This is a genomic window from Mesorhizobium sp. M8A.F.Ca.ET.057.01.1.1 (genome assembly GCF_003952565.1).
Taxonomy (GTDB): domain Bacteria; phylum Pseudomonadota; class Alphaproteobacteria; order Rhizobiales; family Rhizobiaceae; genus Mesorhizobium.
This window is the reverse complement of the sequence record NZ_CP034454.1, coordinates 5238086-5250777: the sequence shown is the minus strand read 5'-3', so window position 1 is coordinate 5250777 and position 12692 is coordinate 5238086. Positions and strand designations below refer to the sequence as shown.

Sequence of the window (12692 nt, the reverse complement as noted above, 5' to 3'; positions counted from 1 at the left end):
GAAGAAAATGCTCTGGTCCAAGTCAATCCTGTTCGCGTCAGCCGCCATGCTGGCGCTCGGCGCCGCAACCGCGCATGCCGAGAACATGCCCAAGCGCATCGGCTACGTCACCAACTACGCCACCCATGAATGGTATCAGAACGTCATCAAGGGCATGAAGGCTCACGGCAAGGAACTCGGCATCGAAGTCGAGGTGCAGGACGCCAATCTCGACATCGCCAAGCAGGTCGCCGCGGCCGAAGACTTCATCGCCAAGGGCGTCGACGTGCTGATCATCACCCCGGTCAACGAGGAAGGCGTGGTGCCGCTGTTGCGACAGGCCAAGGCCGCCAACGTCCCGGTGGTGCTGGAAGGCAACCCGGTCAAGGGCATGACCACGATGGTCGCCATCTGCGACTACGACACGGGCTACATGTCCGGTGTGGAAGCCGGCAAATACGCCAAGGAAAAGCTTGGCGGGGCAGCCAAGGTGATGAATGTCGGCCTGCCGCTGCTGTCGGCCACGGTGCTGCGCTCGCACGGCTTCATGGACGGGCTGAAGACCGTCATCCCTGATGCGGTCATGGTCCACGACCTCGACGGCGGCGGCAACCCCGACCGTGCGCTCGAAGTCTCCTCGGCGGCGCTCGCCAAGAATGCCGACATCAACATCATCTACGGCATCAACGACTCTTCCTCGCTTGGCGGCCTGCAGGCCTGGAAGGCGGCAGGCAAATCGCAGGACGGCCTGTTGACGGTCGGCACCGGCGGCGAGGGCCTCGCCTTCATCAACGCCATGCAGAACGAACCGTCGTACCGCATCGAGGCCGCGATGTTCCCGGAAAAGGAAGGGTTCACCGCCATCGACGCGGCGGTCAAGCTCTTCAACAACGAGGAAGTGCCCGAGCACATCGTCAGCCCTACGGCGCCGATGAACGGCGACGACTGGAAGAAGTACTATGACTATGACGGCACCACCCGCACCATCAAATGGGATGCCGTCAACGCGCTGCAACCGCCGGCAAAGTGCATGAAGACCTCCGCCGACCTGAAGCAATAAGCCTGATGACACTGCCCTTCCCTTGACGCGGGAAGGGCAGTGTCAGGCAATTGGTCTGGAATGAACTGAAATGAGCGAGCTTACACACGCCTCCGCACCGAAGCGTTTCATCGGCGGTCAGCTGCTGGGCAGCAGCCAGCTTGTGCTGGGCGTCATCCTGGCTGTGCTGTGCATCGCCATCTCGATAGCGGCGCCGCAATTCCATTCGGAAGCCAACATCATCGCCATCCTGCGTCAATGCGCGCTGGTGCTGGTCGTCGCCTCGGGCATGACCATGCTCATCATCACCGCCGAGGTCGACCTGTCGGTCGGCGCCTCGCTCGCTTTCGTCGGCTGCATCGGCATGGCGGTGCTGAATTCCACCCACAGCCTGGCGCTCGGCATGCTGGCGGCCCTCGCCTTTGCCGGCGGGGTCGGGCTGTTCAACGGCCTGGTCGTCACCCGGCTCCGGGTGAACTCGCTGATCGCCACCATCGGCACGATGATGATGCTGCAGGGCGGCGTCTATCTGTTCACGCGCGAGGCTGTGCAGAACCACAATCAGCTGGCAAGCTTCACCGATCTCGGCGCCGGCTATGTCGGGCCTGTGCCTGTGCCTGTGCCTGTCATCCTGGCCGCGCTGATCTTCGTGGTTGCCTATGTCACGCTGCGCTTCACCACGCTCGGCCGCTACCTCTACGCGGTGGGTGCCAATGAAAAGGCGGTGCGGCTGTCCGGCGTACGTTCCGAACGCCTCAAGCTGTTTGCCTTCGTCGTCACCGGCCTGTGCGTCGGCGTTGCCGGCATGATCCTTTCGTCGCTGATGAATGCTGGCCAGCCGACCGCCGGCCGCGGTTTCGAACTGACCGTCATCGCCGCCGTCATCCTCGGCGGCACCAGCCTGCTCGGCGGGCGCGGGTCGCTGTTCGGCACCTTGCTCGGCGTGCTGGTGCTGAAGGTGATCGACAACGGCATCATCATCCTCGGCTGGAACCAGGATCTGCAGATGGTGGTGCCGGGCGTCGTCATCATCCTGGCCACTTATCTCGACATCATCCGGAACAGAGCCAATGTCCGTTGATTTTCTGCACCCTGGCGAAGGCGCGGCCATCGATACCGATGTGCCGGCACTGGAATTGCGCGGCATCGACAAGCGCTTCCCGGGTGTCGTGGCGCTCGACGATGTCGACTTCACCCTGGAGCCCGGCAAGATCCATGCCCTGATGGGCGAGAACGGCGCTGGCAAGTCGACGCTGATCAAGATCATGGCCGGCGTCTACGGCAAGGATGCCGGTACCATTCGCATGCGTGGACGCGAGGTCGATATCCAGTCGCCGCGCGACAGCCTGAAGGAGGGCATCAAGGTCGTCTTCCAGGAGATTGCGTTGATCTCCGAATTCACGGTCGCGGAGAACATCTTCCTCGAGGGCTACCCGACCGGCAGGACAGGGTCGATCGACTGGAAGAAAATCCGCGCCGATTCAGACGCCCTGTTCAACCGCATCGGCTTCAATGTCGATCCGGCCGCACGCACGGGTTCGCTGCCGGTCAGCCAGCAGCAGATGGTCGAGATCGCCCGTGCGCTCGCCCATGAGGCCCGCGTCGTGGTGATGGACGAGCCGACGTCCTCGCTGACGCCGAACGAGGTGTCCCTGCTGTTCACCGTCATCCGCCGTCTGGCCAGCCTCGGCATAGCGGTGGTCTATGTCAGCCACAAGCTCGACGAGGTGTTCGAGATCGCCGACACGGTGACGGTGCTGCGCGACGGGCGACACATCTCGACCAAACCGATCGGCGAGCACAGCAACGACACGCTGATCCAGGACATGATCGGCCGTCGCATCGACAATCTGTTTTCGCGCCAGCGCGGCGCGGCAGGCAGCAAGGTTGCCTTGTCGGTGGAGAAGCTCAGCACGGCGAAGAAGCTCGACGACGTGTCTTTCGAGGCACGCGCCGGCGAGGTGCTCGGCTTCTTCGGCTTGATGGGCGCGGGTCGCACTGAACTCGCCAAGGCGATCGTCGGCTATGATCCGATCACCGCGGGCTCGATCAGCGTCGACGGTCAGCGCCTCACGCCACATGACACGCGCACTGGTGTCAGGCTCGGCATCGGCCTGCTCACCGAGGATCGCAAGAGCGAAGGGCTGATGGGCGAGTTGCCCGTCTACCAGAATGCCAGCCTCGCCTCGCTTGGCGCCTTCGCGCGCATGGGCTTCGTCGACACGGCGAAGGAGCACCGGGCGGTACAGGACTATGTCGACCGCTTCCGCATCAAGACACCCAGCCTGTTCCAGCAGGTGAAGAACCTGTCGGGCGGCAATCAGCAGAAGGTACTGATCTCGCGCTGGCTGATGCGCGGCCTGAAGGTGATCGTCGTCGACGAGCCGACGCGCGGCATCGATGTCGGCGCCAAGTCGGAGATCTTCGCGCTGATCGACCGGCTCGCCGGCGAAGGCCTGGCGGTCGTCATGATGACATCGGAAATGCCGGAGCTGCTCGGTCTCGCCGACCGGATCGCCGTGATGTGCGAGGGCCGTCTGACCGCGATCATGTCGCGCGATGAAGCCACGCAGGAAAAGATCCTCAATGCGGCGATCGGATAAGACCATGAGCCTTGCCAATATAGCTTCCGCAAAAGCCCAGCCCTCCCTGCTGGCGCGGCTCGTTGCCCGGCAGGAACTTGCGCTGCTCGTCTGCCTCATCCTGGTGCTGGTCTTCTTTTCCGTCACGGTCGAGAATTTCTTCTCCGTGCGCAACATGACCAACGTGCTCGGCCAGGCTTCGCTCGCGCTGACCACCGGCATTGGCTGCGCCATCGTCTTCATCTCCGGTGAGGTCGATATCTCGATCGGATCGCTGCTCGCGACCATCGCATTACCGCTGATCATCATTATGAACGACACCAACTCGCTGCTGCTCGGCGTCAGCGCAGCACTGCTGTTCGGCCTGATCATCGGTGTGGTGAATGGCTATCTCACCGCCTATGCCGGCATCAACTCGCTGATCGTGACCTTGGGCACGATGTTCATCATGCGCGGCGGCGTCTATCTCTACACCGGCCAGCGCGCGATCCCGGACAATGCCAGCCTCGACAGCTTCATCGCGCTGTCGGATGGCCGCCTGTTCAACATCATCCCCTATTCGGCCATCATCGCGATCGTCCTGCTTGCCGCCTTCGGCTACATGATGCAGCACCGGCCGTTCGGACGGCAGATCTATGCCGTCGGCGGCAATCAGGAAGTGGCGCGGCTGGCCGGTTACGACGTGCGCCGCGTCAAGTTCATCTGCTTCATCATCAGTTCGCTGCTGGCGACGGTTGCCGGCATTATCCTGGCGGCGCGCGTCGGCTCGGCGCAGCACACGGCCGGACTCAATTTCGAATTCCAGGTCGTCGCGGCAACGGTGCTCGGCGGGGTCAGCCTCGCCGGCGGCATCGGCAGCCTGACCGGCATGGCGCTCGGCGTGCTGATCCTCCAGTTTCTATCCAACGGCCTGCGCGGGCTTGGCCTGCCGACCGAGTGGCAGCTGGTCATCACCGGCATGATCATCATCGCCGCGGTCGCCTTCGACGAGGCGAAGCGCCGGCGCGCGAACGGAGGCTGATATGGCTCGTCTCGAAGCAAAAACCGCCGTCATCACTGGTGCGGCCGACGGCATAGGCCACGCGATTGCCGAGGCGATGGCGCGCGAAGGCGCGCATGTCTTCATCGGTGACATCGCCGATACGGCAGGCGAGGATTTCGCGGCCGCGCTGCGCGCGGCCGGCCGCCGTGCCGACTATGTGCATTGCGATGTCTCGCAGGAGGCCGATATCTCGGGGCTCATCGACAGTGCCGTCAAGAAGACCGGGCACCTCGACATTCTGGTCAACAATGCCGCCATCGCCATTGGCGGCATGCCGGTGCACGAGATGACCGACGAACAATGGCACCGGCTGATGTCGGTCAACCTGACCAGCGTGTTTCGCGGCTGCAAATACGCGCTGCCGCACATGATCGCGCAGAAATCAGGCTCGATCATCAACATGGCCTCGGCCCAGGGCCATATCGGGCTGGATGGCTGGACCGCCTATGCCGGCGCCAAGGGCGCGGTGATGGCGATGACGCGCCAGATGGCGGTCGAGTTCGGGCCAATGAACATCCGCGTCAATTCGATCTCGCCGGGCACCATCAACACGCCGATGAACGACAAGCTGATCAAGGAGATCGGTGGCAATCTCGCCAAGGCGTGGGTGAAAATGCATCCGCTCGGCCGCATCGGCGAGCCCTCCGAAGTGGCCGAGGCCGCCGTCTATCTCGCCTCCGACGCCGCCGGCTTCACCACCGGTACCGACCTGCGCGTCGACGGCGGGTTGACTGCCGCACCGCGCTACGTTCCCGAACTGCTGTGAACCACGAAGAGACATGATATGAACAAGGCCCTCGAAGGCGTCCGCATCCTCGACTTCAGCCACCTGCTGCAGGGGCCGTTCGCCACGCAACTGCTGGGCGACATGGGCGCCGATGTCATCAAGGTCGAACGCGCCGGCGCCGGCGACATGTTCCGCGGCATGACATTCTTCGCCAAATGGGTGGGCGGCTCGGAGAGCCCGAACTTCCTCGCCTGGAACCGCAACAAGCGCTCGATCGCGCTGAACCTGAAAAGCCGCAAGGTGCATGCCATCATCATGGAGATGGCGAAAAGCGCCGACGTCGTCGTGCAGAATTTCCGTCCCGGCGTGCTGGCCAAACTCGGCTATGGCTATGAGGACTTCAAGGCCGTCAACCCACGCATCATCTACTGCTCGGGGTCGGGCTATGGCGAGGAGGGACCTTACGTCGAGCGCCCCGGCCAGGACATGCTGATCCAGGGTCTCGCCGGCCTGATCGCCAACACCGGCCGTGGCGACCAGGCTCCGGTTCCCGCCGGCGCGGGCCTCGCCGACCAGATCGGCGCCATGAACATGGTCTACGGCATATTGTCGGCGCTCTACTATCGCGAGAGGACCGGCAAGGGCCAGAAGATCGAGGTCAACCTGCTCGCCGGCCTGCTGGCGCATCTCAACCAGGAATATGTCGCCGTGCTCAATCTCGGCGAGGATTTCGTGCGGCCGAACTCCGGCATCGGCCATCCCGGCATGCAGGCGCCGTTCGGCATCTACGAAACCAGCGACGGCGGCTACATCTCGATCGCCATGAGCCCATTCAAGACGCTGTACGAGGTGCTGCGGGCGCCACAGCTTGCCGTCTACGACGACCTCAAGACCCTGTTCGACAAGCGCGACGAGGTGTTCGAGAAGGTCAACGCCGAGACCAAGAAATTCGCCACGCAGGATCTGTTGGCGCGGCTGCTGGCAGCCGACATCTGGTGTGCGGAGGTGAAGGACATCCGGCGCGCGGCCGAGGATCCGCAGGTCACGCATATGGACATGATCACCAGCTACGATCATCCGCGCGGCGGCAAGGTGCGGGTGGTGGCACCGGCGGTGAAGATGAGCGAGACGCCGGCGACTATCGAGCGGCCGGCGCCGCTGGTCGGTCAGCACGGCCGCGAGATCCTGGCCGAGTTCGGCCTGTCGAAGGACGAGATCGCCGCGCTGGAAGCATCCGGCGACATGACCGTGGACGCGGCCTGACGATGCGCGCCTACCAGACACTCACGGTTGAATTATCACACCGCGTCGCGGTCGTCACTTTCCGCCGGGCCGACCAGCTCAACGCCATGAACCGGATGATGCAAGGTGAGATCACCGAGGCCTTCGAGGCGCTGTCCGGCGACGAGGGCATCGGTGCGATCGTGGTGACCGGCGAGGGGCGCGGCTTCATGGCCGGCGCCGACATCAAGGAATATGCCGCGCAGACCGGCCCGGAGTTCGACATTTTCCAGGCCGCCGGCACGCGCATGTACGCGGCGATCGAGAACAACTCAAAGCCGGTGATCGCGGCGGTCAACGGCTTTGCGCTGGGCGGCGGCATGGAACTGGTGCTGTGCTGCGACATCGTCATCGCCAACCAGTTCGCCAAGCTCGGCCTGCCGGAGATCAAGCTCGGGCTGATCCCCGGCGGCGGCGGCACGCAACGCAGCGTCGCCAAGCTCGGCCGCAACCGGGCCAATTTTCTGCTGATGACCGGCGCCATCGTGCCGGCCTCCGAATTCGTCGATGCCGGCCTGGTCAACGAAATCGTCGACGTCGACGGGCTGATGCCGCGCGCGCTGGAACTGGCCGGAATGATCGCCGCCGAACCCGCCGCCGCGATCGAAGGGTTGAAGACGCTGACGGCGCATGCCGTGTCGGGCGATCTGGCCGCCGGTCTCACCATGGAGCGCGATATATTAGGTGACCTCTATCGCGGCGAGATCGGCCAGCGGCGCGTCAGGGAGTTCGCCGAGAGGAGCATTGCGAAGGTGAAGAAGGCCGGGCAGTGAAGGGCGTCGACGACTATCGCGGCCTGGGTTGGGCGCACGGCGCGCTGACCGTGCAGCGGCTCGGCGCCATGCTGGCGCCGGTCACTTTCATTCTGGAGGACGGCCGGCAGGTCTCGCCGATGCACATCGCGCCGTGGTCGAACGAACCGGACAGGGAGGCGCTGCCAGGCATCCTGCGCAAGCTGCGCGGCGAATGGCCTTGCGTGCCCTTCGGCTATTCGGTGCCTGCCGAGGGATGGCCCGGGAACTGGGCGCGCGTGATGGGTTCACCGCAACAGGATGAAGAGGTCCATGGCCACGGCTCCAACCATGACTGGGCCTGGCAGGCCAGCGGCAGCGGGTCATTGTCGATGTCGCTCGCCTATCCCCAGGCAAGCCCGGTCGAGCGCGTTGAACGGACAGTGACGCCCGATCCGTCGGCGCCGGCCATCGACATCGAGTTCAAGATCGCTGTTCGCCGCGCCTGCCGCCTGCCGATCGGCCTGCATCCGGTGTTCCGGCTCCCGTTCGCGACAGGTGCCGCCTCACTGGAACTCGGCAGCTTCGATGAAGGCCGCACCTATCCACACGATGTCGAACCGGGCGCGGAACTGTTCGCCCGGGACAAATCCTTCACCGACTTGACCAGCGTGCCGACGCGCGCCGGCGGGATGGCCGACGCCTCGCGATTGCCTCTGGCCGCCGATACCGAGGAATTGCTGCAGATCGAAGGGCTCGGCGCCACCGTGGCGCTCGCCAACCACGCCGACGGCTATCGGGTAAGACTCACCTGGCAGAAGGAGCACTTCCCGAGCCTTCTGCTGTGGTACTCCAATCGCGGCCGCAAGGCCGCGCCCTGGAATGGGCGTCATGTCGCCATCGGCATCGAGCCGATCTGCTCGCCCTTCGGCCTCGGCCCGGCAACCGCCCTGGCCGACAATCCGATCGCGCAATCCAGCATTGCCACAGCGCTGGAATTCTCGCCCGAAAACCTGTTCGTGACCCGCTACCGCATCGAGGCATCCGCGCTGTGAGGAACAGTTCCGAGACGTCCCTGGTCAAACCGAACCGGCCGCGCTTCACCGATATCGAGGGATTGGCCGCAATGGTCGGCCAGGGTGACTCGCTTGGCGTCGGCGGCCACCATTTCGCGCGGCTGCCGATCGCCTTGCTGCGCGCTGTCGCGCGTTCCGGCGTCAAGGACTTGCACTACGTCTGCTGGGCTGGCGGCTTGCCGCTTGAACTGCTGCTCGAAGCAAATGCCGTTGCGAAAATCGATCTCTGCTTTTCCAGTCTCGACATCTTTGGGCTGCCGCCGAGGTTCCGCGCGGCCGCCGAGGCCGGCGCAATCCCGGTTCGCGATTGGACGGCACTCGCCATGATCCAGGCGCTGCGGGCGGCGCAGCAGAACCTGCCGTCGATGCCGTTCCAACTGCCACTGGGATCGGACATGCTGGCGCGGGTGCCGGGCGCGAGCGCCAGGCCTGATCCGGTGACCGGAACAGATACCGGATTTATCCCGCCGCTGCGGCTCGATACGTTCGTCCTCCATGCCCAGCGCGCCGACGAAAGCGGCAATGTGCAGATCATCGGGCCGCGTGCCCTGGACTTCGCCATGGCCGGCGCTGCCCGCAAGGTGCTGGTCACGGTCGAGGAAATTGTCCCGGTCGGGGCGCTGCGGCAGGATGGCCGCCAGAGCATCCTCACCCGCAATCAGGTCTCGGCCATAGCGCTCGCGCCCGGCGGCGCTTATCCGGCATCCTGCCTGCCATTCTATGTCACGGACTATCCGGCATTGTCGAAAGCGTTCGCGGCCAGGGACACAGCCCTGGCGGACAATCTGCCCACGCCTCCGGAAGGCGTCCCGGAGCCGCTCCGACAAGCAGCGAAAGTCAGCGCCGAGACTGTCCTCGCGATGCCTGGTCTCGTGCATGGCGACAAGAAAGCATCCGTCGACGAGGTCATCGCCGCAAGAATCGCGGCCGAACTCGACAATGAAAGCTTCGCCAGTGCCGGCGCCGTCTCGCCGCTGGCCAATGTCGCCTATCGGCTGGCCAAGGCAACGCACGCGCCGGACATGATCATCGCGACGATGAGTTGCGGCCATCTCGACATCGCGCCGAGCCCGATGATCCTGTCGCTGATCGAAAGCCTGGATTGCGAGACGGCGGCGGCGCATGCCGGCGGCGACGACACTTATTCGACCTATTACCAGGCCGGTGCCGTGACGCATGAGATCGTCGGCGCAGCCCAGGTCGACCGGCGCGGCCGCGTCAACACCGTCGCGCTGCGCAAGCCAAGCGGCGGACTGATCCGGCTGCCGGGGCAAGGCGGCATGGCCGATGTCGCCAACATGCATCGCGACTATTTGCTCTACGTCCCCCGCCATTCGGCCCAGTCGCTGGTTGACGGGGTCGAGATCGCGAGTTCCGCGCGTGGGCTGCTGACGCCGGCCGAGCGCGAGCCGATGGGCTATCGCACCGGCAAGGCGCTGGTCTTCACCGATCTCTGCGTCTTTCGGCTCGACCAGATATCCCGGGAATTGATCGTCATCGAGACAATGCCTGGTACTACGCAGCAGCAGATCCGCGACGCCTCCGGATTTGCCGTGACCTTCGATGCCGATTGCCGCGAGGTCCCGCTGCCGTCCAGCGATACGCTCGCCGTCCTGCGCAATCGCATCGATCCGCTCGGCTTGCGCCGCCTGGAATTCGTCAGTGCCAAGGAGCGCGGTGCGCTGATCGCGGAAATCCTCGCCGCGGACCGCGCCGTGGTCGAGCGCTGTATCGCTGCACAGCAGAGGTTGTTCACCGCAAGGAGCTGATCCATGCCAAAGCCGTTGCTCGACATGTCGGCCGCGCGCGTCTTCTTCGATGGCATCTTCACCAGCCCGCGCGTCGCGCATCCCGAGGGCGTGGCCGTCCACCGTGATGGCTCGATCTGGTGCGGCACCGAGACAGGTGACCTGCTGCGGCTGGCCGCCGATGGCGGTTCGGTCGAGCGTATGGGCGGGACGGATGGCTTTCTGCTCGGCATCGCCTTCGATAGCGCGGGCAACTGCTTTGCCTGCGATCTGAGGCATGCCGCGATCTTCCGCTGGGACGCCGCGACAGCTCACATGGAGCGCTTCGCGTCGTCCGGCATCCGGGTGCCTAACTATCCGATCGTCGATGAGGCCAGAGGCTGGCTCTACGTGTCGGATAGCGTCGGCGAAGACAATCGTTCGGGCATCTTTCGCTACGACCTCAAGACCGGCGAGGGTGGCCTGTGGTGCCGGGAGGCGATGTCCTTCGCCAACGGCATGGCCATGGCGCCTGATGGCAGCGGCCTCTATGTCGTGGAGAGCGACGCGCCCTGCATCAGCCATGTGCCGATCCTTGCCAACGGCGCGGCAGGGCCGCGAAAAGTCGTCGTCGAAGGCGTGCACAATGTTCCCGACGGGCTCGCCTTCGCGGCTGACGGCGCGCTGTTCATCTCGTGCTACGAGCCAAGCCGCATCTATCGCTGGCGGCCGGACCGAGGCCTCGAAGTGCTGATCGAAGACCCGGCGGCCACGACACTGGCGCATCCCACCAACATCGCCTTCAAGGGCGAGAAACTCTACACGGCGAACCTCGGCCGCTGGCATATCACCGAGATCGATCTGACGGCGCTTCGAGACCTGAAAAGCTGAACCACCATCCAATTTTCGCCCGGGCATGTACTGGCGGCCGCGGCGCGTTCTCGACGCCTGACCGCGGTGACGAGAAGCGGCCTCGACGGATGGTCAACAATTTCATTGAGCTGGCATGCAAATTTTCGAGACCGGTCGTGTAGTGCTCGTTGACGCACGTCGTGCTTGGCTTGCGACTTTCGCGCCACCGGGACCAGCCGTCGGCGTCGGGCCACGCTTATAAACAAGGATAATCCTTTGACAATCTTCCCTTTCACCGAGGCCAGTCCGATCCAGTTTCAAGCGCCGTTGCCGAAAACGTCGGATGTGGTCATTGTCGGCGGTGGCATCATCGGCGTGACCGCGGCCTTGTTCCTCGCCCGGCGCAACATACCAGTGACTTTGCTGGAGAAGGGACGCATCGCCGCGGAACAGTCCTCGCGCAACTGGGGGTGGATCCGCCAGCAGGGCCGCGACGCGGACGAACTGCCCATCGTCATCGAAGCGCAGCGTCTCTGGCGCCAACTGGCCGAAGAGTGCGGCGAGGACATAGGCCTGACGCAGGCCGGCGTGACCTATCTTGCGCGCACCGACAAGGAGATGGCTGATTTCGCCAAGTTCCTGAAGATCGCCGAGGCCCATGGCGTCGACACGCGCCTCCTCGACCAGGGCGAGACCGCCAAACTGATCCCAGCCATGTCTCGCCCCTTCAAGGGTGCCATGACCACGCCGTCGGACATGCGCGCCGAGCCCTGGGTCGCCGTGCCGGGTCTTGCCCGCCTGGCCGCTCGCCAGGGTGTCACCATCATCGAGAACTGTGCGGCGCGCATGCTCGATATCTCCGCGGGGCGCGTCAGCGGGGTCTGGACCGAAAAAGGCCGCATCGCCACGTCGAACGTGCTTGTCGCCAGCGGCGCCTGGACGTCGCTGTTCCTGCGCGCGCATGGCGTCTCGATCCCGCAGCTCAGCGTCCGCACGACCGTCGCGGCGACCACGCCGATGCCGGAAATCCATGCGGGCGCCGCCGCGGACGAACGCATCGCCTTCCGGCGTAGAAAGGACGGTGGATACACGCTGGCGGCGGGCGGCAGCCACCTGCTCTATGTCGGGCCGGATGCATTGCGTCACGCGCCGAAATATCTCCCCGCCCTGAAGGCAAATCCTTTCGGCACGCGCTACCAGCCGGCGGCGCCTCGCGCCTATCCGGACAGCTGGTCCACCCCACGCAAATGGGACGCCGACAAGCAAAGCCCGTTCGAACGGATGCGCGTTCTCAATCCTGCCCCGGAGCCCAGGGCCCTTCGCGCCATCGACGTGGGCTTTCGGAAACTTTTCCGGCAATTCGAGGCGGTGCCGCTCAAGGCAAGCTGGGCCGGCATGATCGATGCGATGCCGGATGTCGTGCCTGTCGTGGATCGCGCGGCCGCGGTTCCGGGTCTCGTCATCGCGACAGGGATGAGCGGCCACGGCTTTGGCATAGGGCCCGGCATGGGCCGCGTCCTGTCCGACTTGATCCAGGGAAAGGAGACTGGACACAACCTTCACAGGTTCCGTCTATCCCGGTTCAGCGACGGCAGCCCGATGCAGCTGGGGCCGTCGCTTTAGGCGGGATTGCCCTGACGTCGGTTGGGACATCAA

Annotated in this window: 11 protein-coding genes; all 11 read left to right on the top strand. The window is 64.7% G+C overall.

Annotation, left to right across the window (positions count from 1 at the left end; all coding sequences use genetic code 11):
* The first annotated feature begins 7 nt into the window (after window positions 1-7).
* Complete coding sequence (locus EJ077_RS25020; protein ID WP_208697110.1) at window positions 8-1039, top strand: sugar ABC transporter substrate-binding protein; 1032 nt, start codon at window positions 8-10, stop codon at window positions 1037-1039.
* A gap of 70 nt (window positions 1040-1109) precedes the next feature.
* Complete coding sequence (locus EJ077_RS25015) at window positions 1110-2099, top strand: ABC transporter permease (RefSeq protein ID WP_208697109.1); 990 nt, start codon at window positions 1110-1112, stop codon at window positions 2097-2099.
* Window positions 2089-3621: a sugar ABC transporter ATP-binding protein gene (locus tag EJ077_RS25010; protein WP_208697108.1), complete on the top strand. Its 1533-nt coding sequence runs from the start codon at window positions 2089-2091 to the stop codon at window positions 3619-3621. The genes EJ077_RS25015 and EJ077_RS25010 overlap by 11 nt, the downstream gene beginning before the upstream one ends.
* Window positions 3622-3625: 4 nt before the next feature.
* Window positions 3626-4621 carry an ABC transporter permease gene (locus EJ077_RS25005; RefSeq protein ID WP_208697107.1) on the top strand — a complete coding sequence of 332 codons (996 nt, stop codon included), beginning with the start codon at window positions 3626-3628 and terminating at the stop codon, window positions 4619-4621.
* A gap of 1 nt (window position 4622) precedes the next feature.
* The gene (locus EJ077_RS25000; RefSeq protein WP_208697106.1) at window positions 4623-5408 is read left to right on the top strand and encodes an SDR family NAD(P)-dependent oxidoreductase; all 786 of its coding nucleotides are present in this window, start codon (window positions 4623-4625) and stop codon (window positions 5406-5408) included.
* 18 nt (window positions 5409-5426) lie between these two features.
* Window positions 5427-6632, top strand: coding sequence for a CaiB/BaiF CoA transferase family protein (locus EJ077_RS24995; protein ID WP_208697105.1), 1206 nt, complete (start codon window positions 5427-5429; stop codon window positions 6630-6632).
* Between the two features lie 2 nt (window positions 6633-6634).
* Window positions 6635-7423 (top strand): enoyl-CoA hydratase/isomerase family protein, encoded by a 789-nt coding sequence (locus tag EJ077_RS24990; protein ID WP_208697103.1) that lies wholly within the window; start codon window positions 6635-6637, stop codon window positions 7421-7423.
* The gene (locus EJ077_RS24985) at window positions 7420-8436 is read left to right on the top strand and encodes a hypothetical protein (protein ID WP_208697101.1); all 1017 of its coding nucleotides are present in this window, start codon (window positions 7420-7422) and stop codon (window positions 8434-8436) included. Before EJ077_RS24990 ends, EJ077_RS24985 begins: the two co-directional genes overlap by 4 nt.
* On the top strand, window positions 8433-10226 hold the full coding sequence (locus EJ077_RS24980; RefSeq protein ID WP_245458545.1) for a CoA-transferase: 1794 nt from the start codon (window positions 8433-8435) through the stop codon (window positions 10224-10226). The genes EJ077_RS24985 and EJ077_RS24980 overlap by 4 nt, the downstream gene beginning before the upstream one ends.
* Window positions 10227-10229: 3 nt before the next feature.
* Complete coding sequence (locus tag EJ077_RS24975; protein WP_208697099.1) at window positions 10230-11075, top strand: SMP-30/gluconolactonase/LRE family protein; 846 nt, start codon at window positions 10230-10232, stop codon at window positions 11073-11075.
* A gap of 237 nt (window positions 11076-11312) precedes the next feature.
* The gene (locus EJ077_RS24970) at window positions 11313-12659 is read left to right on the top strand and encodes an NAD(P)/FAD-dependent oxidoreductase (protein ID WP_208697097.1); all 1347 of its coding nucleotides are present in this window, start codon (window positions 11313-11315) and stop codon (window positions 12657-12659) included.
* Window positions 12660-12692: the final 33 nt, after the last annotated feature.

Bases quoted from the DNA above. Each gene is read 5' to 3' on its own strand.
- EJ077_RS25020 (WP_208697110.1), top strand. From the start codon at position 8: ATGCTCTGGTCCAAGTCAATCCTGTTCGCGTCAGCCGCCATGCTGGCG.
- EJ077_RS25015 (WP_208697109.1), top strand. From the start codon at position 1,110: ATGAGCGAGCTTACACACGCCTCCGCACCGAAGCGTTTCATCGGCGGT.
- EJ077_RS25010 (WP_208697108.1), top strand. From the start codon at position 2,089: ATGTCCGTTGATTTTCTGCACCCTGGCGAAGGCGCGGCCATCGATACC.
- EJ077_RS25005 (WP_208697107.1), top strand. From the start codon at position 3,626: ATGAGCCTTGCCAATATAGCTTCCGCAAAAGCCCAGCCCTCCCTGCTG.
- EJ077_RS25000 (WP_208697106.1), top strand. From the start codon at position 4,623: ATGGCTCGTCTCGAAGCAAAAACCGCCGTCATCACTGGTGCGGCCGAC.
- EJ077_RS24995 (WP_208697105.1), top strand. From the start codon at position 5,427: ATGAACAAGGCCCTCGAAGGCGTCCGCATCCTCGACTTCAGCCACCTG.
- EJ077_RS24990 (WP_208697103.1), top strand. From the start codon at position 6,635: ATGCGCGCCTACCAGACACTCACGGTTGAATTATCACACCGCGTCGCG.
- EJ077_RS24975 (WP_208697099.1), top strand. From the start codon at position 10,230: ATGCCAAAGCCGTTGCTCGACATGTCGGCCGCGCGCGTCTTCTTCGAT.